Source organism: Phaeobacter sp. JH204B (assembly GCF_048055755.1).
In the GTDB taxonomy this organism is placed as follows: domain Bacteria; phylum Pseudomonadota; class Alphaproteobacteria; order Rhodobacterales; family Rhodobacteraceae; genus Phaeobacter; species Phaeobacter bryozoorum.
This window is the reverse complement of record NZ_JAYMXF010000019.1, coordinates 237,651-259,263: the sequence shown is the minus strand read 5'-3', so window position 1 is coordinate 259,263 and position 21,613 is coordinate 237,651. Positions and strand designations below refer to the sequence as shown.

At 60.0% G+C, this 21,613-nt stretch carries 23 protein-coding genes and 1 riboswitch; of the genes, 9 read left to right on the top strand and 14 right to left on the bottom strand.

The features are described 5' to 3' along the window. Positions 1-56 precede the first annotated feature (56 nt). The 10 genes from trmB to miaB form a co-directional block, all read right to left on the bottom strand. Complete coding sequence (gene trmB, locus VXL81_RS11545) at positions 57-821, bottom strand: tRNA (guanine(46)-N(7))-methyltransferase TrmB (protein WP_340544433.1); 765 nt, start codon at positions 819-821, stop codon at positions 57-59. Positions 822-926: 105 nt separating this feature from the next. Beyond that, entirely contained in the window at positions 927-1,574 is a 648-nt protein-coding gene (locus VXL81_RS11540) for an ATP-dependent Clp protease proteolytic subunit (RefSeq protein WP_416554330.1), read from the bottom strand. 245 nt (positions 1,575-1,819) lie between these two features. After that, the gene (gene metK / locus VXL81_RS11535; protein ID WP_340544431.1) at positions 1,820-3,001 is read right to left on the bottom strand and encodes a methionine adenosyltransferase; all 1,182 of its coding nucleotides are present in this window, start codon (positions 2,999-3,001) and stop codon (positions 1,820-1,822) included. A 6-nt stretch (positions 3,002-3,007) separates the two neighbouring features. Continuing rightward, a riboswitch (SAM-SAH riboswitch) is annotated at positions 3,008-3,056 on the bottom strand. A gap of 61 nt (positions 3,057-3,117) precedes the next feature. After that, the gene (lnt, locus tag VXL81_RS11530; RefSeq protein WP_416554358.1) at positions 3,118-4,629 is read right to left on the bottom strand and encodes an apolipoprotein N-acyltransferase; all 1,512 of its coding nucleotides are present in this window, start codon (positions 4,627-4,629) and stop codon (positions 3,118-3,120) included. Continuing rightward, on the bottom strand, positions 4,626-5,525 hold the full coding sequence (locus VXL81_RS11525; protein WP_416536523.1) for a hemolysin family protein: 900 nt from the start codon (positions 5,523-5,525) through the stop codon (positions 4,626-4,628). The genes lnt and VXL81_RS11525 overlap by 4 nt, the downstream gene beginning before the upstream one ends. A 5-nt stretch (positions 5,526-5,530) precedes the next feature. Then, complete coding sequence (gene ybeY, locus VXL81_RS11520) at positions 5,531-6,061, bottom strand: rRNA maturation RNase YbeY (protein WP_416537249.1); 531 nt, start codon at positions 6,059-6,061, stop codon at positions 5,531-5,533. 127 nt (positions 6,062-6,188) lie between these two features. Next, positions 6,189-7,196 carry a PhoH family protein gene (locus tag VXL81_RS11515; protein ID WP_416536521.1) on the bottom strand — a complete coding sequence of 336 codons (1,008 nt, stop codon included), beginning with the start codon at positions 7,194-7,196 and terminating at the stop codon, positions 6,189-6,191. Positions 7,197-7,349: 153 nt separating this feature from the next. Next, positions 7,350-7,646 (bottom strand): hypothetical protein, encoded by a 297-nt coding sequence (locus VXL81_RS11510; protein ID WP_340544426.1) that lies wholly within the window; start codon positions 7,644-7,646, stop codon positions 7,350-7,352. Positions 7,647-7,657: 11 nt separating this feature from the next. Next, positions 7,658-8,209, bottom strand: a complete 552-nt coding sequence (locus VXL81_RS11505; protein WP_102876144.1) for an OmpA family protein — start codon at positions 8,207-8,209, stop codon at positions 7,658-7,660. A 205-nt stretch (positions 8,210-8,414) separates the two neighbouring features. Next, on the bottom strand, positions 8,415-9,737 hold the full coding sequence (miaB, locus tag VXL81_RS11500) for a tRNA (N6-isopentenyl adenosine(37)-C2)-methylthiotransferase MiaB (protein ID WP_416536518.1): 1,323 nt from the start codon (positions 9,735-9,737) through the stop codon (positions 8,415-8,417). A 142-nt stretch (positions 9,738-9,879) separates the two neighbouring features. On the opposite strand from miaB, the gene VXL81_RS11495 reads away from it, so the two are divergent. Further along, positions 9,880-10,749 carry a glycosyltransferase family 2 protein gene (locus VXL81_RS11495; RefSeq protein WP_416554328.1) on the top strand — a complete coding sequence of 290 codons (870 nt, stop codon included), beginning with the start codon at positions 9,880-9,882 and terminating at the stop codon, positions 10,747-10,749. Between the two features lie 36 nt (positions 10,750-10,785). Here the strand turns inward: VXL81_RS11495 and VXL81_RS11490 are convergent, their stop codons facing one another. Then, entirely contained in the window at positions 10,786-11,583 is a 798-nt protein-coding gene (locus VXL81_RS11490) for a phytanoyl-CoA dioxygenase family protein (protein WP_340544421.1), read from the bottom strand. A 125-nt stretch (positions 11,584-11,708) separates the two neighbouring features. Here VXL81_RS11490 and VXL81_RS11485 point away from each other — a divergent pair, with 125 nt between their 5' ends. Then, positions 11,709-12,608 (top strand): LysR family transcriptional regulator, encoded by a 900-nt coding sequence (locus tag VXL81_RS11485; protein WP_416554326.1) that lies wholly within the window; start codon positions 11,709-11,711, stop codon positions 12,606-12,608. Positions 12,609-12,643: 35 nt separating this feature from the next. On the opposite strand, the gene irrA is transcribed toward VXL81_RS11485, so the two are convergent. Then, positions 12,644-13,060, bottom strand: coding sequence for an iron response transcriptional regulator IrrA (gene irrA / locus VXL81_RS11480; RefSeq protein WP_260099685.1), 417 nt, complete (start codon positions 13,058-13,060; stop codon positions 12,644-12,646). 234 nt (positions 13,061-13,294) lie between these two features. On the opposite strand from irrA, the gene fabA reads away from it, so the two are divergent. From fabA to VXL81_RS11465, 3 genes are read left to right on the top strand one after another with little or no spacing between them, the layout of a single operon-like run. Beyond that, entirely contained in the window at positions 13,295-13,804 is a 510-nt protein-coding gene (fabA, locus tag VXL81_RS11475; RefSeq protein ID WP_340544418.1) for a bifunctional 3-hydroxydecanoyl-ACP dehydratase/trans-2-decenoyl-ACP isomerase, read from the top strand. A gap of 46 nt (positions 13,805-13,850) precedes the next feature. Further along, positions 13,851-15,080 (top strand): beta-ketoacyl-ACP synthase I, encoded by a 1,230-nt coding sequence (gene fabB / locus VXL81_RS11470; RefSeq protein WP_340544416.1) that lies wholly within the window; start codon positions 13,851-13,853, stop codon positions 15,078-15,080. Between the two features lie 6 nt (positions 15,081-15,086). Continuing rightward, positions 15,087-15,878: an enoyl-ACP reductase FabI gene (locus VXL81_RS11465; protein WP_340544415.1), complete on the top strand. Its 792-nt coding sequence runs from the start codon at positions 15,087-15,089 to the stop codon at positions 15,876-15,878. 72 nt (positions 15,879-15,950) lie between these two features. Here the strand turns inward: VXL81_RS11465 and VXL81_RS11460 are convergent, their stop codons facing one another. Continuing rightward, positions 15,951-17,024: an NAD(P)H-dependent flavin oxidoreductase gene (locus VXL81_RS11460; protein ID WP_416554324.1), complete on the bottom strand. Its 1,074-nt coding sequence runs from the start codon at positions 17,022-17,024 to the stop codon at positions 15,951-15,953. A gap of 83 nt (positions 17,025-17,107) precedes the next feature. Further along, positions 17,108-17,536 (bottom strand): FKBP-type peptidyl-prolyl cis-trans isomerase, encoded by a 429-nt coding sequence (locus VXL81_RS11455; RefSeq protein ID WP_340544413.1) that lies wholly within the window; start codon positions 17,534-17,536, stop codon positions 17,108-17,110. Between the two features lie 198 nt (positions 17,537-17,734). Here VXL81_RS11455 and VXL81_RS11450 point away from each other — a divergent pair, with 198 nt between their 5' ends. The 4 genes from VXL81_RS11450 to VXL81_RS11435 are packed head-to-tail and all read left to right on the top strand — an operon-like array spanning position 17,735 to position 21,527. Beyond that, entirely contained in the window at positions 17,735-18,421 is a 687-nt protein-coding gene (locus VXL81_RS11450) for a haloacid dehalogenase type II (RefSeq protein WP_416536512.1), read from the top strand. A 7-nt stretch (positions 18,422-18,428) separates the two neighbouring features. Further along, positions 18,429-19,301, top strand: a complete 873-nt coding sequence (locus VXL81_RS11445; RefSeq protein WP_416540806.1) for an alpha/beta fold hydrolase — start codon at positions 18,429-18,431, stop codon at positions 19,299-19,301. After that, positions 19,298-20,272 (top strand): threonine ammonia-lyase, encoded by a 975-nt coding sequence (locus VXL81_RS11440; protein WP_416554322.1) that lies wholly within the window; start codon positions 19,298-19,300, stop codon positions 20,270-20,272. Before VXL81_RS11445 ends, VXL81_RS11440 begins: the two co-directional genes overlap by 4 nt. 52 nt (positions 20,273-20,324) lie before the next feature. Next, entirely contained in the window at positions 20,325-21,527 is a 1,203-nt protein-coding gene (locus VXL81_RS11435; RefSeq protein ID WP_416554320.1) for an endonuclease/exonuclease/phosphatase family protein, read from the top strand. Positions 21,528-21,613 lie beyond the last annotated feature (86 nt).

Sequence of the window (21,613 nt, the reverse complement as noted above, 5' to 3'; positions counted from 1 at the left end):
TCCCGCTGCCGCCATTCCCGGCAGAATATCGTGTTCGTCGAGCGGGCCGAATGAGATCAGAGGCGACGAAAGGTCATATAGTGGGGCGTACGGCCTTCGCGCAGGGCCTTTTGCTCATAGCGGGTCGAGATCCAGTCATCCCAGGCCACGCGCCAGTCATCCGGCCCCTCTGCCAGCCACTCGAATCCGGCCTGCGGCACCTCTTCCATGGTTTGGCGGACATAATCGGGGATATCGGTTGCCACCCGGAAGATCGCGCCCGGTTTTAGGCATTTTGCCAGCGGCTCGAGATGCTCTTGGGTCACGAAACGGCGACGGTGATGGCGGGCCTTAGGCCAGGGGTCGGGGTAGAGCAAAAAGGCACGGGAGATCGACTGTTCCGGCAGAACATCCATCAGGTCGCGTGCATCGCCGTGATGGACCTTTATATTGTCCACCCCCGCGCGGCGGATCTTGCCCAAGAGCATAGCGACACCGTTGATATAGGGTTCTGCGCCGATGATCCCGACATCCGGGTTCGACTTCGCCTGATGCACCAGATGTTCGCCGCCGCCGAAACCAACTTCCAGCCAGACATCGCGCCCTCCGAACATCGCCGCCAGATCAAGATCGGAGCGATCGGGGTTCACGTCCCAGCCAACAGCGCCCGGGCTGAGTGAGGCGAGATCTTCGTCGATGTAGCGCTGCTGGCTGTCTTTCAGCTGCTTGCCTTTGAGCCGCCCGTAAAAGTTCCGCCAGGGCGCACCGCTCTGATGTTTGTCAACCGCATTGGGCCGGCTGTCGCCAGTAGGCGCCTGGGTGGGTTTGCTGTCATCAGACATCGGGAGACTTTCCTATCGCGCGTTCAAAACCTGGCCGCCCCTCTGCCCCATGCTTGCGTCTGGGTCAAGTCAGCCGGCAATAGATGCGGTTCGGGGCAGGCCCTATCAAGGCTTCTCGCGCAGCACCCCGGCCGCCATCAGCCGCAACCGTGTCGGGTACCAGACGTCCTCGGGCTCGGTCTTGAACGTTTCGATCGCAAAGGCCGGATCAACACCGCGCTGCATCATATACTTCAGATGCCGAAAGACCTCCGACTGCGTGTCGCGATAGATCCAGGTGCCGAACTCAAAGGGCGTCGCCCAGTTCTCATCCTTGCGCCACAGGCGATAATAGCTCTGCACCGCTTTGGGCGCCCAATCACGCTGATGAAAGCCGATCTTTGATCCCAGCGTCATCTGGCGACGATCACCGGCCAGAAAGATATCGACGCAGGCGCTGATACATTCGCCGACCACCCAGGTATCAAGCGCGTGGCCCTGAACAATGTCGGCAATCGTTTCACCTGCGTAGACGCTGCCGCCGCCGCTATTGAGCTGCAGCCGTGTTATGGCCGGGTTCGCATCAAGGATTTCACGGAAGGGTTCGATATCATCATCCGTAATCTCACCGGCTGTCTCCTGAGATGTGCCATCCCCGTTGTCAGCAAACTGGGCGTCGGTGTCATAGATCAGCGTATTGCCGTCTATCTTGAACTTCGCGGGCAGCGTCTCGCGGGCCATGGCGGGGCCAAGCCCGGTGAGGCCGACAGACATCAGAGCGACAAGTCCAAGCAAGCCGCATTGCGCAGCCCTGGCAGGGGCGCGTTGAGAAAATAACAGAACATGACGAAGACAGGGCAAACGCAATTCCATGTAGATCCGGGTTCGCAGCTATATTGCCAGCAAAGCGCCCGATCTTCCACGTCTTTTGCCAAGGCCGTTATGAGCGGCTACGGCTGGATGAAAAAAAGGCGGGGACTTCCCCGCCTTTGTCGTTCTTGTCTTATCGCCTAATGGCGTCAGATCGCTTTTGTCAGCGCGTCGACCAGATCGGTGCGCTCCCAGCTGAACCCGCCATCTGTGTCAGGCTCACGGCCAAAATGCCCATAAGCCGCTGTTCGCTCGTAGATCGGTTTGTTCAAGCCGAGGTGATGACGAATGCCACGAGGCGTGAGGTCCATGATCTGATCAATGGCCGCCTCGATCCGGGCCGCATCAACATCGCCGGTGCCGTGGGTATCCGCATAGATCGACAGCGGCTTGGCCACGCCGATCGCATAGGACAACTGGATTGTACATTTATCGGCGAGGCCCGCAGCGACGACGTTCTTGGCCAGATAGCGCGCGGCATAGGCGGCCGAACGGTCGACCTTGGTCGGATCCTTGCCGGAAAACGCGCCGCCGCCATGAGGCGCCGCACCACCGTAGGTATCCACGATAATCTTGCGACCGGTCAGCCCCGCATCCCCATCCGGTCCGCCGATGACGAATTTTCCCGTCGGGTTGACGTGCCATACCGTCTCATCCGTCAGCCAGCCATCCGGCAGGGTTTCGCGGATATAAGGCTCGACGATGGCACGGATATCGTTGGAGGTCAGCGTTTCATCGAGATGCTGTGTCGACAGAACCAATGAGCTGACGCGTGTGGGTTTGCCGTTTTCATAGACCACCGACAGCTGCGATTTTGCGTCCGGGCCAAGCGTCGGCTCGGAGCCATTCTTGCGCACTTCCGCAAGCCGGCGCAGGATCGCATGGCTGTACTGGATCGGGGCCGGCATCAGCGCTGGGGTCTCATTCGTGGCAAAGCCAAACATGATGCCTTGATCGCCGGCACCCTCTTCCTTGTCGGCGGCCGCATCAACACCCTGTGCGATATGGGCAGACTGCTCGTGCAGCAGATTGGTGATTTCGACGGTTTCGTGGTGAAACTTGTCCTGCTCGTAGCCGATGTCCTTGATACAGGCGCGGGCGATTTCGTCGATCCGGCCCATGTAGTCGTGCAGTTTGTCCTGATCCGACAAACCCACTTCCCCCCCGATCACCACGCGATTGGTGGTAGCAAAGGTTTCGGCCGCAACGCGGGCCTCAGGCTCTTCGCTCAGAAAGGCGTCAAGAACAGCGTCCGAGATACGGTCACAGACCTTATCCGGATGGCCCTCGGAAACCGATTCCGAGGTGAAGGTATAGTTCGTGCGGGTCATGAAAGGTGCTCCGTTGGGTTTAGCCTGCCACGCCAGGAAGCCGTTGTGGCAGTAATCGATCCGCAGTACGCGGGGAGACGTGTGTCGTCAATCTATAAAGCCGAGAGGTTAAGCAGCTATGACCCGCGCGCAACTGTGGTTCTGCGTCGCAGCGCCAACCCGCCGAGGAGAATGCAGCCGAGAAACACTGGCAGGTCACCGGTCCGCGAATAGAGCGTAGGCGGCAGCGGCGCAGGCAGCGCTGCGTCCAGATAGCCGGCCTCCCCCAAAGGCAGCGCATCCAGGACGCGGCCATGTGGATCAATCATTGCCGAGATGCCGGTATTGGCAACCCGCACCATGGGCAGCCCCTGCTCAATAGCACGCATCCGCGCCTGGACCAGATGCTGATACGGACCGGAATAGGTGCCAAACCAGGCATCATTGGTGATCTGAATCAGCAGATCAGCCCGGTCCGGTGCCCCGTTCACATCCTGTGGGAAAACCGCTTCGTAGCAGATCAGTGGCAGCGCTTTGCCGACCGGCAGATCCAACAGCCGCGGTCCCGGCCCCGATGCGTAACCTGCCCCGGCCTGAGAGGCGAACCCATGGACGCCAATACGCGCCATCAGATTGCCAGCTGGAATATACTCACCAAAGGGAACCAGATGCGCCTTGTCGTAGATCTGGCCAACGTTACCAGCGCCATCCAGTACGATTGCTGAATTGTAATAGCGGCCCTCTTCCCGGCGCTGAATGCCCAGCAGAACTGGGGTAGTTCCAGCCGCATCCGCAATCTCGCTCAACACGTCATCCGCATAATTCAGCATCAACGGAACGGCTGTTTCAGGCCAGACAATCAGATCGACGGGCTGTCCGCTGCGAGCTGGCGCGCGCGAATAGTCCAGCTGGCGATCAACAAACGACCAGCGCAGATCCGGGTGCCATTTCTCGTCCTGCGGCGCATTGGGCTGAACGAGACGAATAATCTTACCCGTCAGCATGGCAGAGGGCTGCTGCGGCATCAGCAGGATAGCCCCACCGACAAGCAGCATGGGCAGCAGCGCAACGACCGGACGACGCGATATCAGCCCTAGCGGTAAAGTCGCAACGAGGGTGAAGAAGGCTAGACCATGTGGCCCGATCCAGGGCAGCAGCCCTGCGGCAGGCGTATCAATCCAGAATTGCCCGAACGCTGCCCAGGGCAGCCCTGTGAGGACATAGGCCCGTGCAAACTCGGCAAGCGACAGCGCGGCAATCAGCAGGACAATCCGGTTGCCACCGCGCCTGAGCCGAACAGCCAGACCAAACGCCAGCGCCCAAAACAGCGCCAATCCGGCGGCAAGACCGACGACGGCAAAGGGCGCCATCCAGGCGTAGCGTTCTGCATCAATCTGAAACGGCTCGTAGATCCAGATCATGCCGACGGAAAAATAGGCCGTCCCCAGAAGCCAGCCGAAAAATGCGCCCTGCCGGGAGGTCGAAAGCTGAAGCAGTTGATATCCCACTGCGCCCAGGCAGAACGGAGCCAGCCAGAGCATATGGAACGGTGCAAGCGCGAAGGCCAGAAGACCACCCGCAGCAACCGCCGTGACCAATGGCAGAATGACCGGCCGCAGCCCGGCACGCCGCCGGACCGCAGCAATCATCCCGAACAATCGGGCAACCGCACCCGCAGGCGTTTGATCCGGCGCGGGTCGGCGTCCATAACCTCGAACTCAGGCCCGTCGGGATGCTGAATGACCTCACCCCGTGCAGGGACGCGTCCTGACAGCATGAAGACCAGACCGCCAAGGGAATCGATCTCCTCGCCGTCGACGTCATCGTGACTGGTCAGCGACCGACCGATTTCATTCTCGAACTCATCCAGCGGGGTACGTGCCTGCGCGACATAACAGCCCTGTTTCTCACGGAACCAGGTCTGATCTTCGCCCGCGTCATGCTCGTCCTCAATTTCGCCAACAACCTGCTCGATCAGGTCTTCGATGGTCAGCAAACCATCGACGCCGCCATATTCATCAATCACCAACGCCATGTGGCGGCGCTCTGCCTGCATTTTTGTCAGCAGAACGCCAATCGTCATGGACGGCGGGACAAACAGCAAAGGACGCACCATAGCGTCCAGCGCGAAATCGGCATCGGTGCCGTTGAAACCGTGCATCAGGGCAAAGTCCTTGAGGTGGACAAAGCCGATGGGTGTATCCAGCGTGCCCTCGTAGACGGGGATACGGGTAAAACCGCTTTCGCGGAAGACCTGAACAAGTTCATCTTTCGGAGTCGAGGCCGGGATTGCCACGATTTCCGCTGCGGGAATGGCAACGTCCTCGACCCGCAAACGCCGCAGATTGATCATCCCGTGCGGCTGGTTCGCCAGGCGTGTTTCCGGTCCGGAATCCACGTCTTCCTCGCTTTCGGTCGGAGTAAAGGAGCTGAAAATACGCCCCAGAAACCCCGTCGATTGTGCAGCCGCTGCGGTGTCGCCAGCGCTGTCCTTGTTCTCCAGCGCGCCCTGCGCTGCGTTAGAACTTCCGTCTATATCGTCCATCGTTCCTATCCGATACGCCCGTGATTGGGGCTGTCATCCAATGTATATGGGTCATCGATACCCATTTTGCCAAGTATCTCCACCTCAAGACCTTCCATCAAAGTGGCGTCCGGGTCACGAATGTGATCGTAACCCAAAAGATGCAACACTCCGTGAACGATCAGATGACGCAAATGGTCGGCCAATGGCTTGCCAGCGGCCTCGGCCTCACCTGCGCAGGTCTCATAGGCAATCGCAATGTCGCCGAGCGGTATTTCGCCGGTAAAATCCGCCTCGGGTCGCAGCGGGTCACCCCCCGGTTCCTCGGCGGCAAGTTCCTCGGCTGGCCAGCTGAGCACATTTGTCGGCTTGGCCTTCTGACGGAACTCAGTGTTCAATTCCATGATCCGCGCATCATTGCAGGCCAGCAGGGATAGTTCGCAGTCGTCCGGATCGAGATTGAAATGCGACAGCGCCGCATCAACGGCCTGCTCGGCATGCGCTGACAAGCCGATGTCCTGCCAGCGAGCGTCTTCAATGGAGATGTCGAGAGTCATAGTCCAGTCTCAATGCCAAGGCAGCCCGTTCCGACAGGTCCGGGAGGGCGTTTCTTGGGTGGTTTTCCATGAAGGCCCCAACCCAATATGAATTTGCATCCCCCTCGTTCAGCAACCGAAGGCTGGTTCAGACGGATTTCTCATCCGCCTCATAGGCCTCGATGATGGCCGCCACAAGCGGATGTCGCACCACGTCACGAGATGTGAAGTAGTTAAAGCTCACCTTGGGGATTTTGCTCAGCAGACGTTCCGCATCCGCCAGCCCCGACGCCACGCCGCGCGGCAGGTCAACTTGGCTGCGGTCGCCGGTGATGACCATGCGCGATCCCTCACCCAAACGTGTCAGGAACATCTTCATCTGCATGGTGGTGGCATTCTGCGCCTCATCCAGAACAACAAAAGCATTGGATAGCGTACGCCCCCGCATAAAGGCCAGCGGCGCGATCTCGATCTGTTTTTCTTCCAGCAGCTTCGCCAACTGTTTGCCGGGTAGGAAATCATTCAGCGCGTCATAGAGCGGCTGCATATAAGGATCGACCTTATCTTTCATGTCGCCGGGCAGATAGCCGAGCTTCTCGCCCGCCTCCACCGCAGGGCGGCTGAGGATGATCTTGTCGACATGCCCGGTAATGAACATGCTCACGCCAACAGCAACAGCAAGATAGGTTTTGCCCGTGCCAGCCGGACCGATCCCAAAGGCAAGCTCATGTTCGAACAGCGACTGGACATAGGCTTTCTGAGCGTCGGTACGTGGCTCGACGAGTTTCTTACGCGTCTTGATCTCGACCTTGCCGCCCCGAAACATCTCCAGCTGGCTGCCGGGATTTTCCACCTGTTCCTGTCCCATCCGCAATTCACGATCAATATCGCCGGCCTCAACACTGCGGCCGGTTTCCAACCGGTCATACAGCGCTGCCAGAACCGCCGCGGCCTGATCGCGGGCGGCTTCTTCTCCCAGCACCGAAAGCTGGTTGCCGCGCCGGACAATCTGAACACCAAGCGTCTGCTCGAGCGTCGCGAGATTGCGGTCGTATTCACCGCACAGATCAATCAGCAGTCGGTTATCAGGAAATTCGAGCAGCGCCTCATGTGAGGAATCCTGCTCATGCGATGGGGTCAAAGTGCCAATGGCCAATCCGGTCTCCTGTCTTTGACGTTGCTCTTTCAGTGTGCCTCTCCGGTCGCCCCGGCGCAAGCTACGCGTCGGCAATTTCACGCGATTGAAACAAAATGGCCGCCCGAAAAGGACGGCCAATAGGCAGTTGTTTGCAGTGGTAACGAAATTCCGTCAAATCGGGTCCTCGATGCTGGACCCGGATTTGAACGGACCAACCGCCGTATTCGGAGGAGCGACGCCGGAACAGACCGGGCGGCCATCCGGCGCCAGCCGTTGCGACAGGTAACCTTCTACCCCGTCGTCAATGATCCAATGATCGCAGCCGGTCGGATCAACCCAAATCCCCGCCTTCAGCTGAGACAGATCCTTGCTGTCAAAACCACGATCCACGGTTTTGTCGACCTTGTCGCCACAGGCAGACAGACCGATCGCCAAGGACGCAAGAAGCGCTGTTCTGGTGAATGACATAACGATGCTCCTCAGCGCAGGCAGATAATTTCGACGCGACGGTTCTGCGCCATGTTGGCGGCAGAATCATTGGGGACACGCGGATCGCGTTCGCCGTAACCCCGCGCCTCAAGGATGCGGGCGCCAACCGATTGGCCGACTTTTGCGACCGCATCGGCACGGCGCTGAGACAGCCGCATGTTATATTCATCTGATGCGCGACTGTCGGTATGGCCCGTGATGATGAAGGATCGGGCATTCGCGGACTGGAAAAACTCGCGCAGGCGCTGTTGCCCGGCGGCGCTGATGTGATGCCTGTTGGTGGCAAAGAACTGATCGCTGGGCATCACGCCGCAGATATTGCCCCGACGGCAAACCGGTTTCCCGTCTCGCGTGACATGGGGTGTCATGAAACCTTCGGCGCCATCGTCCATCACCCAATGCTCGCAACCGTCGGGATCAACCCAGATGGTTGGAATATAGCTTTGACCGATCACACCGGCGTCCTGCGCCAGCAAAGCGCCCACATTCAAGCCGACAGTCGCGACAACGGTGGCCACGAGTCCGCAGAGTTGTTTCCTCATTGGTTTCAACACACCCAATATCCCCCTTACACCAGTCATTCGCAGGCGTCATTCTTGCGGCCACGCAGGCTTTATTCGGGCCGTTACCGTGATATTCGCAGGTATAGAACGCAAATTGCAATCATTTGCTTAAGGAAATCAGAAGTTTCACGACGCCATGTCGCGCTGGGGGCGCAATCGGCTGCGCGACCGCCCCCGCCCATGATCAATCGATCAGAGCGCCCGCCAGTGAGTTGGCCCCAGAGGACAGGATCCGCACGCGGGCAAGATCACCGATGGCGCGATCACAATCCGCAACATGCACCGCATGCAGGTAATCGGATTTGCCAACCATCTGGCCCGCGAAGCGGCCCGCCTTTTCAAACAGAACACCAACCTCGCGGCCAACCATGCTGTCCTGAACCTCGCGCTGTTGCTTGGTCAGCAGGGCCTGCAGGCGCTGAAGCCGGTCGTCAGCCGCAGCCGGGTCAACCTGGGGACGCTCGGCCGCCGGGGTGCCAGGCCGGGTGGAGTATTTGAAGGAATAGGCGGTGCCGTATTTCACCTCTTCCACCAGGTCCATGGTGGCCTGGAAATCTTCTTCGGTTTCTTCCGGGAAGCCAACAATGAAGTCGCCTGAGATCAGGATGTCTGGGCGCGCGGCGCGGATCCGCTCGATCAGGCGGATATAGCTCTCGGCGGTATGTGCGCGGTTCATCCGCTTGAGGATCTTGTCGGAACCCGCCTGTACCGGCAGGTGCAGATAGGGCATCAGCTTGGCACAGGTGCCATGCGCCTCGATCAGGTCGTCCTGCATGTCATTGGGGTGCGAGGTGGTGAAGCGAATGCGCTCCAGCCCGTCGATCTTGTCCAGCTCCCAGATAAGCTGGGCCAGGGTCAGGTCGCCGTTGGCGCCAGCACCGTGATAAGCGTTCACGTTCTGGCCGAGGAGCGTGATTTCGCGCACGCCACGCTCCACCAATTCCTGAGCCTCGCGCAGGATACGGTCCGCCGGGCGCGACACTTCGGCGCCGCGGGTGTAGGGCACCACGCAGAAGGCGCAGAACTTGTCGCAGCCCTCCTGCACGGTCAGAAACGCCGTCGGGCCGCGCTTGGCTTTGGGGCGGTTCTTCAGCTTCTCGAATTTGTCTTCCTCGGGGAAATCGGTGTCCAGCACCTTCTCCCCCTTGCGGGCCTTCGCTTCCATCTCCGGCAGCCGGTGATAACTCTGCGGGCCGACCACCAGATCGACCAGCGGCTGGCGGCGCATGATCTCCTCGCCCTCGGCCTGGGCGACGCAGCCCGCGACGCCAATCTTCAGGTCCGGCTTCTGCGCTTTCAGCCCCTTGAAGCGCCCCAGTTCGGAATAGACCTTCTCCGCCGCCTTTTCCCGGATGTGGCAGGTGTTCAGCAGGATCATGTCGGCGTCATCCGGCGATTTGGTTTCAACGTAACCTTCGCCGCCCAGCGCCTCGGCCATGCGTTCACTGTCATAGACATTCATCTGACAGCCATAGGTCTTGATAAACAGCTTCTTCGGGGCGCTCATGGGGACAACCTTTTCACCGGAGGGTCGCAACAGCGGCGTGGCATAGCCGGAAACGGCTCTGCTTGCAATGGCGCGCGGATTACCCGACTTTAGCAGCAATCGCCAGACAGGGAAGTCGGCAGAGAACAGCAGGCAATCAGATATGATGCATTCATCACTCGAAGGGTTTCTTGGCGCCGGGGACAAGATCCTGACAACAGGGCCCGTCGCTCTGATCTTTGTCGAGGATAAGGTGGAGATTGCGACCACCCTGCGCCACCATCTTGATCTCGGCTTTACAACCGTTGTGGCCTTTATGCCGGACGCTTTCGACATCCCCTACGATCTGGAGACGCGCATCCACCGTGTGCCGTTTGACTGTAGCGCGCGTGAAGCGGTGATTGAGGCCATCAACAAGGTGATCGCGAGAGCCGCACCGGGTTGCTGGCTCTATTACTGCTATAATGCAGAGTACCTGTTCTACCCCTTCTGTGAGAGCCGCAATGTTGTCGAACTCTTGGGGTTTCATGGCGAAGAGCGGCGCTCGGCCATGCTGACCTATGTCATTGATCTTTATGCCGCCGATCTGGACGCAGCACCAAACGGCGTATCGCTGGAAACCGCGCATCTGGATAAATCCGGCTACTATGCACAGGCCCGCATTGATCCACAGACCGGCCATCCGCTTGATCGCCAGCTGGATTTCTACGGCGGCATACGCTGGCGCTATGAAGAACATATCCCCGCAGCAAGCCGAAAGATCGACCGGATTTCGCTGTTCCGTGCAAAACCGGAACTATGGCTGTTTGAGGATCACCGGTTCAACGAACCGGAGTACAACACCTACGCCTGCCCCTGGCACCACAATCTGACCGCCGCGATTTGCTCTTTTCGCACCGCAAAGGCGTTGAAACGCAACCCGGGATCCTCCTTTGAGATCGACAGTTTTCGATGGCACAACTCGGCCCCCTTTGACTGGCATTCTCGTCAGCTGCTTGATCTGGGCCTGATGGAGCCGGGACAGTGGTTCTAGGCTCCGAGCGCCAATGCAGCGCGACCCTGTCATAGCTTAGCGCTGCAATAGAACGGGAAACCAATCCTCGCGGAGGGTCTGACCCGACACCATGTCATGGCCCGGATAGGGCGGCGAGGTTGGGCCGGGGCGTTCAATATAGCGTGCGTCCTCCCCGACCAGACGCAACGAAAAGGCGCGGCGACGGGTTTCGCTGGTATTGGCACGGGCGCCGTGCAGCGTCCGGTAATTAAAGGCGACGGCGTCACCTGGCTGCATCTCCCACTCCAGGATTGTCATCCCTTCGGCATCGGGATCCGGCACCGGCATGTACTGCCCCTCATCAGCAAAGAAGCCCTCCTCGGAGACCCAGCGCGTTGGCAACACCTCCTTCTCCCAGCGGTGCGAGCCTGCAACGCATCGCAGCGAGGCGTTCGTGACAGGATCGAGCGGCGACCAGAAGCTGATGGTCTGCTGCCCTTCGACGAAATAATAAGGCCCATCCTGATGCCAGGGCGTCGCCATGGAGGTGCCCGGCTCTTTCACCAGCACGTGGTCGTGGAACATCTGCACCCGTTTGGACTGCATCAGATCTGCGGCCACCTCCGCAACGGGCGATTGTTCGATTGCCTGCTGAAACTGAGGGATCCGGGTCCAATTGCAATAGTCATCAAAGAACCGCCCGGTCTGCCCGGGTTTTTCATTGTTGGAAGCATAGGGACCGGGCTGCGCCATATTCGCCTCGACGCCGTCGCGCAGAATATCGACCTGATCGACGAAGAGACCGCGGATCAACACAACGCCATCGCGTTGGAAATCGTCAATATGGTCTCGGGTGATGAGGGGATGGGGCATCGATCAATCCTTAGTATCGGGAGTACGGGTGACAGCATCTGGTTGCAGTCACCCGTTTCGGGCCGATGTTGCACCCGGCGGGGCGGCGTGCTCAAATAATATCTTAGTATGCAGAAAATAAACTGATGTTATACTTAACTCTACGCCACTACGAATATGTCTGCGCGATCGCTCAGCACGGCAGCCTGTCGGCGGCGGCTGCCGCCGTGCATGTCAGCCAGCCCGCGTTGTCCACAGCGCTTGCCCGGATTGAGGCGCAGCTGGGAGAGCCCCTGTTCCTGAGGCGTCGCGGGGCCGGCATGATCCTGACTCCACAAGGCCGCAGTTTCGCAGACCGTGCGCAAGCGCTCCTGGATCAGGCCGCGCGGCTGGAACGTCGGGGCGCAGATCAAACCGACGGCCAGCAGCTGACCCTGGGATGTTTTACCGATCTGGCTCCCTTTCTGTTGGCCCCAGCGCTGCAGCGCCTTCGGATCGGCTTGCCCGGTGTGGCCATCCGCTACAGGACGGATCACTTTGAACCACTGCTGGCCTCGATGACCGCCGGGAATATCGACTTGGCGATCAGCTATGACCTGGGCGTGGATGCAAGCTTCGTCCGGCAGGAGGTGTTGCGGCGCGGCCCCGTAGCGCTGATGCCCAATGGTCACCCACTTGCAGATCGTGACCGCCTGTCTTTGGCCGATCTGGCCGAACAGCCCCTGATTCTGTCCGAAGAAGGATTGTCCGTGCGCCACATGCTTGGGCTGTTCAAATCCATTGGCGCGCTGCCCCGAATTGCCCACCGGGCGGCATCGGTCGAGCTGCTGCGCAGCCTGGCCGCCCATGGCGAAGGGATCGGCATCACCTACAGCAGGCCCCCCGATTTACGCTCCTACGATGGCAAGCCACTGGTCGCGATATCCATCAGCGACACATCGGCAGAGGAGCCCTTGGTCCTGATCAGCCACAGCCCGCCGTCAAAAGGCAGCGTGATAGAGACCGCGCAGCAGATTCTGGCGAAAACGGTTACGGAAATACTCTAGCACGCACATGAGCGCAGCGCCCGGCGTTCCTACGATCAGACCTTGCGCAGTCGGATCACAACGTCGACGGACGCGATTTCAACGCCCTGCGGCGCCGCGGGCAGGCTCTTGATCACCAGCTGATCGGATGGCGCATCCGACAGACGCCCCTCGTCTTCCCAGTAAAAATGGGGGTGGTCGTGCGTATTGGTGTCAAAATAGCTTTTGGACCCATCGACTGTGATTTCCTGCAAGACGCCAGCATCGCAAAAGGCGCGCAACGTGTTGTAGACCGTCGCAAGTGAAACAGCTGCACCCTTGTCCTTTGCCGCGTCAAACAGGCTCTCGGCGGTCACATGGCGATGCTTGCCGTCGCCCACCAACAACTCTGCCAGCGCCACCCGCTGACGGGTCGGGCGCAATCCGGCTGTTTCCAGCCAGTTGGTAGCGATATCTGCTGGTGTTGGCGTCATGTAGCGGTCCTGCATAGCGTTGCTGGCCGCATTTATAGGCCGAAAGGGTCCTTGCATTCAATTCAATTTGCGTAGCTCCGATCTGTATCTGTAGACTGTCACAGTTGAAAAACCTGAAGGCCACAGGCTGAATGCTGGTGTGCCCTCGGCACCCGGAACCCTTGCAGGAGAGTCGAAACGGGTGCTACAGGGAGCCAGATACACGATCATAACATAGGCAGGAGAAGCGCCAGCATGGCCGATTACCCCAGCAGCTTTGACAAAGACGATTTGCTAAAATGCGCCAGAGGCGAGCTGTTCGGCCCTGGCAACGCACAGCTGCCCGCCCCTCCCATGTTGATGATGGATCGCATCACCGATGTGTCGGCCGATGGCGGCGCCCACGGCAAGGGTCACATTACGGCCGAGTTCGATATCACGCCTGACCTGTGGTTCTTTGACTGTCATTTCCCCGGCAACCCGATCATGCCCGGATGTCTGGGTCTTGACGGCCTCTGGCAGCTCACTGGCTTCAACCTGGGCTGGCGTGGCTGGCAGGGTCGCGGCTATGCGCTGGGTGTAGGCGAGGTGAAACTGACTGGGATGGTGCGCCCCGACCGCAAGATGCTGACCTATAAGATCGATTTCACCAAAGCGATCCAGACCCGTCGCCTGACCATGGGGGTTGCCGACGGCATCGTGGAAGCCGATGGTGAAGTTATCTACCAGGTCAAGGACATGAAGGTGGCCCTCTCCGAGAGCTGATCCGCAGCTCTCCCCGCCCCTTGAACAAGAAATAGGAGTACGCATCATGCGTCGCGTCGTCGTCACCGGTCTGGGCATCGTCTCGTCCATCGGGAACAATGCCGAAGAGGTTCTTGCCTCTCTCAAAGCAGGAAAATCTGGCATCGAGGCCAGCCCCGAAATGGTCGAGCATGGCTTTCGCAGCCAAATTGCGGGAACGCTCAAGCTGAATGTTGCTGACCATGTCGACAAGCGTACCCTGCGTTTTATGGGGGCTGGCGCGGCCTATGCCCATATAGCGATGAGCCAGGCAATTGCCGATGCCGGCCTCTCCGAAGATCAAGTGGTGAATGAGCGGACCGGTCTGGTGGCCGGTTCGGGCGGGCCGTCCACATCGGCCATGCTGGCAGCCCATCAGACCGTGCTGAAAACCGGAGCCACGAAGCGGATCGGGCCGTTTGCTGTTCCCAAGTGCATGTCTTCCACGATCTCGGCAAATCTGGCCACAGCCTTCAAAATCAAAGGTATCAACTACTCGATCACCTCGGCCTGCTCGACCTCGCTGCACTGTATCGGCAATGCGGCTGAGCAGATCATGATGGGTAAGCAGGATGTGATGTTCGCCGGTGGTGGCGAGGAACTGGACTGGACCCTGTCGTGCCTGTTCGATGCGATGGGCGCGATGTCGTCCAAATACAACGACACGCCGGAGAAAGCCTCCCGCGCGTTTGATCAGGACCGTGACGGTTTCGTGATCTCTGGTGGCGGCGGTATCGTCGTGCTGGAGGATCTGGATCACGCCCTGGCGCGCGGTGCCAAGATCTACGCCGAAGTGACCGGCTTTGCCGCCACCTCCGATGGCCACGATATGGTCGCCCCTTCCGGCGAAGGCGGCGAGCGCGCCATGCGTCTGGCCCTGCAATCCCTGCCGGACGGCCGCAAGGTGGACTATATCAACGCCCACGGCACCTCGACCCCGGTCGGCGACGTCGGCGAGATCGAAGCGGCCCGCCGGGTTTTCGGCGCGGGCAACGTGCCGCCGATTTCTTCGACCAAATCAATGACCGGTCATGCGCAGGGCGCGGCGGGCGCACTGGAGGCGATCTTCTGCCTTCTGATGCTGGACAATGACTTCATCACGCCGTCGATCAACGTCGACACGCTGGCCGAGGGCATCGAGCCGGGAGAGGTCGCAACCCAGCTGGTGGAAAACGCGGGCCTTGACAGCGTAATGACCAACAGCTTCGGCTTTGGCGGCACCAATGGCTCAATGGTATTGAGCAAATACAAAGGATAACGGCGGATGTCAGGAGTATTGACGGGCAAACGTGGCCTGATCATGGGGGTCGCAAACGACCGTTCGATCGCTTGGGGCATCGCTAAGGCCATGGCCGATGCGGGGGCCGAACTGGCATTCACCTATCAGGGTGAAGCCTTTGGTAAACGGTTGGAACCGCTGGCCCAGAGCGTTGGCAGCGACTTTATGGTCGATGTGGACGTCACCGATGATGCGTCGCTCGACACCGCGTTCGAGCAATTGGCGGCACGCTGGGACAGCGTCGACTTTGTGGTGCACGCCATCGCCTATTCGGACAAGACCGAGCTGACCGGACGTTTCCTCGACACCAGCCGCGAGAACTTCAAGAATTCGATGGATATCTCCGCCTATTCCTTTGTCGAGGTGGCGCGCCGCGCCTACCCGCTGATGAAGGCCAATGGCGGCACGTTGCTGACCCTGACCTACCAGGGATCGAACCGAGTGGTGCCCAACTACAACGTGATGGGTGTCGCAAAGGCGGCATTGGAAAGCGCCACGCGTTACCTGGCCAATGATCTCGGCCCCGAAGGCATCCGTGTGAACGCCATCTCCCCCGGCCCGATGAAAACCCTGGCAGGGGCCGCCATCGGTGGTGCCCGCAAGACGTTTAAACATACGGCGCAGAACGCCCCATTGCGCGATAACGCCACGTTGGAAGCGGTTGGTGGTACAGCCGTCTATCTCGCCTCCGACGCAGGGGCCTGCACGACGGGCGAGATCATCCGCGTCGACGGTGGTTTTCATGTCCTTGGCATGCCGCAGCAGGACAATCTCTGACCTGCTGCCAATCCCTGTCACAAAAAAGGGCACCCAGCGGATGCCCTTTCTTGTTGCTGTCTCCGCTTGAAATCACTGTTCCGCAGCCAGTTCTGAAAGAAGCTGCTGCATGAGATCAGCCGCGGGCATAGCACGAACTCCGGCAGCGCCCTGCCCGGCCCATTGCGCCCCATATCCGGGCTCGCCAGCCTGCTTCGCCGCAGTATTCAGGGCTTTCCCGGCATCATAGGCAATGGGGTAATCAGGAATGATCGTCGGATCGAGCTTCTGCGCAAGGTCGGTGAAACGGTTTCTCAGGCAGCGGGCCGGGCGCCCTGAAATTACCGTTGTCATCTCTGTTTTCGGATCCGCGGCCAGCAAGGCGGCCCGATAGCCCGCATCGGCACTGCTCTCGGGGCAGGCGATGAACGCGGTGCCCAACTGCGCAGCAGCGGCACCTGCTACCAGCGCCTTTGCAATATCGGCACCGGTCATCAACCCGCCTGCGGCGATCACCAGCAGGTTCAGGTTGGTGACCAGTTCGCGGACCAGTTCAAGAGTTCCAAGCCTGGGATCCGCGCCGCGCGGATCAAAGATACCCCGATGGCCTCCGGCCTCCCACCCCTGTGCAACAATGGCGTCGATCCCGGCGCTCGCCAACACAGCAGCCTCGGCAAGTGAGGTTGCTGTGGCCAGCAAGATGATGCCGGCTGACTTCAGAGCCGAGATCACCCCCTGCGGCGGCAAACCGAAGTGGAAGCTGACAACTGCCGGGCGCTGCGCAATCAGCATCTCCTGCATATCGGTATCAACGCAGAAGCTGGTGTAGATTTCGCGCAGCGCCTCCGGCGGCGCCGTATTGTAGCTGTGAAACACCGGTGCCAAGGCGCTGAGCCAGGCCGCCTCGCGGGAGGGATCCTCAAGCGCTGGCCGGTGGCAGAACACATTGACGTTAAAGGGTCGGCCAGTCAGTGCCACCGTTTGACGCAGCATCTCCTCAGCCTGGTCGATGCTTGCCGCTCCGATACCCAGGGCGCCCAGCCCACCGGCATTGCTGACAGCCGCCGCCATCTGGGGCGTGCTGACGCCGGCCATGGGAGACTGGAGAATCGGCACGGATATACCCAGAAGATCCATCAATGCGGCTGACGTAGAAATATCAGTCATTCCGTCCTCTTTCACCACGGCATATCCCGCTGCAAAAGAGCCGGTTTGACGAGGCGGCGCAAGAGGCACCGCCTCAGATGCAATCAGTTGATCGAGACCAGCTCGATATCAAAGATCAAGTCTTTGCCTGCCAGGGGATGATTGGCGTCAAGGGTCACAGTCGCCTCGCTCACCTCAACCACGGTCACCGGCAGCACTTCGCCCGTCGGAGCCTGCATCTGCAATTGTGTTCCGACCTCAAGCGGGATGTCATCAGGGATCCCTTCACGCGGAATGCTCTGCCGCGCCTCGTCGTGGCTGGGGCCATAGGCCTGATCCGCGGGAATGTTGAGCGTTTTCGTCTCGCCTGCGGCCATGCCGAGCAGACCGGCGTCCATACCCTCGATAACCTGACCAGAGCCGACGGTGAACTCAAGCGGCTCGCGCCCTTCAGAGCTGTCAAAGACACTGCCGTCTGTCAGCTTGCCTGTGTAGTGGATGCGTACGGTATCGCCGCTTTTTACCTCGGTCATGGGACCTCCAGTTGCTTTCACGTTACAAAGGCGCGCACAGTATAGGACACCACCGTGATGTAAACCCGATGATCCGAAGCAGCCCCGGTCGCACCGTGCCCGGGCGTCAGCAGAGCGGCGGGAGATGATTGTGGCTGGAATTTGCGCCCCGTTTGCGCCTAGGCTGGGTCAACCGCAGGACATCGAACCGGAGGCCCCATGGCAATCAGCACCTGTATCTTTGATGCCTATGGCACATTGTTCGATGTGACAGCGGCCGCACGGCAAGCTGCAGGTGAGCCGGAATTTCCGCATCTGATCGACCATTGGGCAGAGCTGGCCAACCACTGGCGGCTGAAGCAGCTACAATACACTTGGCTGCGTGTAATCACAAACTCACATGCCGATTTCTGGCAGGTCACCCAGGACGGGTTGGATTGGGCCATGGAGGCCACCGGCCTGAGCGGTGACCCGCAGCTGCGAAAGCGCCTGCTGGATCTCTACTGGCAGCTTCAGGCCTATGATGAGGTTCCGCAGATGCTGCGCGCCCTCAAGACTGCGGGCCTGCAGACCGCAATCCTCTCCAACGGATCACCCGAGATGCTGGACGGAGCCGTTCAATCCGCAGGGGTCGGCGACCTGTTGGACGATGTGCTCTCTGTCGAAAGCGTTGGTGTCTTTAAACCGGACCCGCAGGTCTATGATCTTGTCGGCAAACGCTTTGGCTGCCAGCGCGATGAAGTGCTTTTCGTGTCCTCCAACGGCTGGGACGCTGCCGGTGCGGCGGGATACGGGTTTACCACGGCTTGGGTGAACCGAAGTGGTGAACCTATGGATCGCCTGCCGTGGAGGCCGCATCACGTGCTGAGGAATCTGGCCAGTATCCCTGACCTGGCGGGGGGATAAACCCGTGCTGAACACGCCACGCGCACTCTCATATTTTACCAGCTCTGACGGGCTGGAGCTGGCCTATGACGATCCAGACTTCGGCCCCCAGACAACAGCCATTTCCCGCCCACCCCTATTGTGCCTGGCAGGGCTCACACGCGACGGGCAGGACTTTCGCTACCTGCGGCCGCATATTCATGGCCATCGCCTGATCACCCTGGACGCCCGGGGTCGGGGCCGGTCTCAATATGCAGACGATATCCATAGCTATTCGGTCCCGCGCGAGGCGCAGGATGTGATCGAGCTGCTGGACCATCTGGGCATTGATCGCGTGACGCTGCTCGGCACCTCGCGTGGCGGGTTGGTGGCGATGGCACTGGCCGCTCTACACAAGGAGCGATTGGCCGGTGTCATCCTGAACGATGTCGGGCCAGAAATTCCGGCAGATGGGATCACCCGGATTATGGCCTATGTCGGATATCGTCCGGCAGCCAAAACCCACGAAGAAGCCGCCTCGGCGCTTGCGACCCATATGGCGCCAGCGTTTCCCGATGTGCCGATGACACGCTGGCGCGAAGAAGCCGAGGTTTTTTACACGCAGACCCGGACGGGTTTGGCGCTGCGCTATGACGCCCGGTTGCGTGAAGCTCTCTTGGCGCAGGCTGCAGCGGGGCCAGCGCCGGATCTCTGGCCGTTGTTTCAATCACTTGAAGGTCTGCCCTGCGGCGTGATCCGAGGCGCGAACTCCGACATTCTGACGGCTGAGACCTATGAGAACATGCAGCGCCGTCTGCCGGACCTGATCGCCATGGAAGTGCAGGATCGCGGCCATGTCCCGTTTCTGGACGAACCCAAAGCACTTGCCCTTATCCACCGAATTCTCGAGGTCGCCCAATGACATCCTTTGCCGCAATCAGTGCCGCTGCGGAGCGCCTGCGGGGCCACGCCCGCGAAACGCCGTTGCTCTCCTCCCCCTTTCTGGACGACATCGCGGGTCGCCGGGTACTGATCAAGGCCGAGTGCCTGCAACATACCGGATCGTTCAAGTTCCGGGGGGGCTGGGCCGCGCTGTCTGCGCTCAGCCAGGATCAGCGCAAGAAAGGCGTGCTTGCTTATTCAAGTGGCAATCATGCGCAGGGTGTGGCCGCAGCGGCGGCCGCCCATGGCACACCCGCCGTGATCCTGATGCCGCAGGACGCCCCAAGAATTAAGATCGCCAACACCCGTGCGCTCGGCGCAGAGGTGGTGCTGTTCAATCGCGCCACCGATAATCGTGATGCCATTGGGGCAGAGCTGGCAGAGACTCGCGGCCTCACCCTGATCAAGCCCTACGACGACAACGAGGTCATCGCCGGTCAGGGCACAGTTGGTCTGGAAATCGCCCGACAGGCTGCTGAACAAGACGTGACCGAGGCGGATGTTCTGGTCTGCTGCGGCGGTGGTGGTTTGACTTCGGGTGTTGCCCTGGCGCTGGAACAAGCTGCGCCAAAAATGCGGGTTCGCCCCTGCGAACCGCAGGGGTTCGATGACGTTGCCAGGTCACTGGCCGCCGGGCGGATCTGTCGCAATGAGACCACGGCCGGCTCACTCTGTGACGCTATTCTCACGCCTGCACCCGGCGAAATCACCTTCCCGATCCTGTCACGGCTCTGCGGTTCCGGAATTGCTGTCAGCGAAGACGAGGCCATGCACGCCATGGCGCTGGCCTATTCGAGGCTCAAAATCGTGCTGGAGCCTGGCGGTGCTGTCTCGCTGGCGGCAGCATTGTTTCACGCAGACCACCTCAACGGATCGAGCGCGATTGCCATTGCGACCGGTGGTAATGTCGACCCCGCCATTTTTGCCGAAGCGCTACAAAAGTTCGGATAGGCTTCACACTCGCACCGGTCGATCCGGTGCCCTTCGCCCCTGGAGTGCCCCTATGACCGAGTTCACTATCGCCTCCTTCAATGTGAAGAACCTGATTGGTCCCGATCAAGAATACTACAGGTTTCAAAGCTACACGCCCGAGGAATATGCTTGGAAATCCGATTGGTTGGCCGATCAGCTGCTGACGCTCGATGCCGATATCGTGGGGTTTCAGGAAATCTTCGATGAGGCGACGCTGCGCGAGGTGGTCGCCGAAACCGATCGGCGTGGCAAACAGGTAAACGCCGCGACCCTGCCCGATCGCTCCAAACGCTATCACCGCAAGGCCATATTCCGCAAACTGGTCTATACGCCCTATACCGATGCCAAGCTGGCCTATGCTGCCAATACGAATGACCACGACACTCCGGGCAAGCGTCGCCCCGGTCTCGCGATTCTGTCACGTACAGGTTTTGTGGAACCGGTCGAGATTATTCAGGACCTGCCGCTGCCGCTGGATATCCCGATGGCCTGCCTGGGCGGCGAGGATGACGCAGGCTACTACACGCTGCGACGGCTGTCTCGACCGATCATGAAGGCCCGCATTCCCGTCGCGAACCAGATCATCAGCGTATTCAACTGCCACCTGAAATCGAAACTGGGCGAGTTCATAACACCACTTGGGGCGCCTTATGCGCCCGAAACCGTGCTCACGGCTTATGATGCCAGTGGGCGGGCCATGGGCGCGTTGCGGGCAGCTCTGCGGCGTATGGCCGAGGCCTGGGTTCTGCGCCGCGCCATCCTGGACGAGCTGGAACAGGACCGGCCGGTCATGGTCCTGGGAGACTTCAATGATGGCGAGGATGCTGTCAGCTCTGAAATCATCAGCGGCGAGACACCGTTTCGCAACTACTCCTGGATGCTGCGGCATGACGCTCGCCACTCGGGAGATCGCTACAATCCGGACGAAGACCGTCAGATCCGGGAGATGATCGACCGGGTTCGCCTGCGTTCGGCGGAAAAGCTGTTTCTCAAGAAATCTCTCCGTGACGTGGTATACACCACCACATTCGGAGGCGTGCACCAGAGCATCGATCAGATCTATATGTCCCGCCATTTTGATCCCGGATGGACAGGGGCCATCGGCGAAATGCAATATTTCAGCGTCTTCAACGACCACCTTACTGATGGCAGCCACCCCGAAGCGCCTTATAACAAGCTGGCCTCCGACCATGGGCAAATCATGGCCCATATGCGGCTCGAGACTGCCGAATAGAGCCGCGATCCAGCCGCATGGCGGTGCTAGGATCGGGTTTACGTCCTGAAACACGCAGGCTAGGGAAGCGCATCGAATAAGCTCAG

What these genes read in the sequence shown, in the direction of transcription:
- trmB (WP_340544433.1), bottom strand. Translation starts at nt 821, where the DNA reads ATGTCTGATGACAGCAAACCCACCCAGGCGCCTACTGGCGACAGCCGG.
- VXL81_RS11540 (WP_416554330.1), bottom strand. Translation starts at nt 1,574, where the DNA reads ATGTCTGTCGGCCTCACCGGGCTTGGCCCCGCCATGGCCCGCGAGACG.
- metK (WP_340544431.1), bottom strand. Translation starts at nt 3,001, where the DNA reads ATGACCCGCACGAACTATACCTTCACCTCGGAATCGGTTTCCGAGGGC.
- lnt (WP_416554358.1), bottom strand. Translation starts at nt 4,629, where the DNA reads ATGATTGCTGCGGTCCGGCGGCGTGCCGGGCTGCGGCCGGTCATTCTG.
- VXL81_RS11525 (WP_416536523.1), bottom strand. Translation starts at nt 5,525, where the DNA reads ATGGACGATATAGACGGAAGTTCTAACGCAGCGCAGGGCGCGCTGGAG.
- ybeY (WP_416537249.1), bottom strand. Translation starts at nt 6,061, where the DNA reads ATGACTCTCGACATCTCCATTGAAGACGCTCGCTGGCAGGACATCGGC.
- VXL81_RS11510 (WP_340544426.1), bottom strand. Translation starts at nt 7,646, where the DNA reads ATGTCATTCACCAGAACAGCGCTTCTTGCGTCCTTGGCGATCGGTCTG.
- VXL81_RS11505 (WP_102876144.1), bottom strand. Translation starts at nt 8,209, where the DNA reads ATGAGGAAACAACTCTGCGGACTCGTGGCCACCGTTGTCGCGACTGTC.
- miaB (WP_416536518.1), bottom strand. Translation starts at nt 9,737, where the DNA reads ATGAGCGCCCCGAAGAAGCTGTTTATCAAGACCTATGGCTGTCAGATG.
- VXL81_RS11495 (WP_416554328.1), top strand. Translation starts at nt 9,880, where the DNA reads ATGATGCATTCATCACTCGAAGGGTTTCTTGGCGCCGGGGACAAGATC.
- VXL81_RS11490 (WP_340544421.1), bottom strand. Translation starts at nt 11,583, where the DNA reads ATGCCCCATCCCCTCATCACCCGAGACCATATTGACGATTTCCAACGC.
- VXL81_RS11485 (WP_416554326.1), top strand. Translation starts at nt 11,709, where the DNA reads ATGTTATACTTAACTCTACGCCACTACGAATATGTCTGCGCGATCGCT.
- irrA (WP_260099685.1), bottom strand. Translation starts at nt 13,060, where the DNA reads ATGACGCCAACACCAGCAGATATCGCTACCAACTGGCTGGAAACAGCC.
- fabA (WP_340544418.1), top strand. Translation starts at nt 13,295, where the DNA reads ATGGCCGATTACCCCAGCAGCTTTGACAAAGACGATTTGCTAAAATGC.
- fabB (WP_340544416.1), top strand. Translation starts at nt 13,851, where the DNA reads ATGCGTCGCGTCGTCGTCACCGGTCTGGGCATCGTCTCGTCCATCGGG.
- VXL81_RS11465 (WP_340544415.1), top strand. Translation starts at nt 15,087, where the DNA reads ATGTCAGGAGTATTGACGGGCAAACGTGGCCTGATCATGGGGGTCGCA.
- VXL81_RS11460 (WP_416554324.1), bottom strand. Translation starts at nt 17,024, where the DNA reads ATGACTGATATTTCTACGTCAGCCGCATTGATGGATCTTCTGGGTATA.
- VXL81_RS11455 (WP_340544413.1), bottom strand. Translation starts at nt 17,536, where the DNA reads ATGACCGAGGTAAAAAGCGGCGATACCGTACGCATCCACTACACAGGC.
- VXL81_RS11450 (WP_416536512.1), top strand. Translation starts at nt 17,735, where the DNA reads ATGGCAATCAGCACCTGTATCTTTGATGCCTATGGCACATTGTTCGAT.
- VXL81_RS11440 (WP_416554322.1), top strand. Translation starts at nt 19,298, where the DNA reads ATGACATCCTTTGCCGCAATCAGTGCCGCTGCGGAGCGCCTGCGGGGC.
- VXL81_RS11435 (WP_416554320.1), top strand. Translation starts at nt 20,325, where the DNA reads ATGACCGAGTTCACTATCGCCTCCTTCAATGTGAAGAACCTGATTGGT.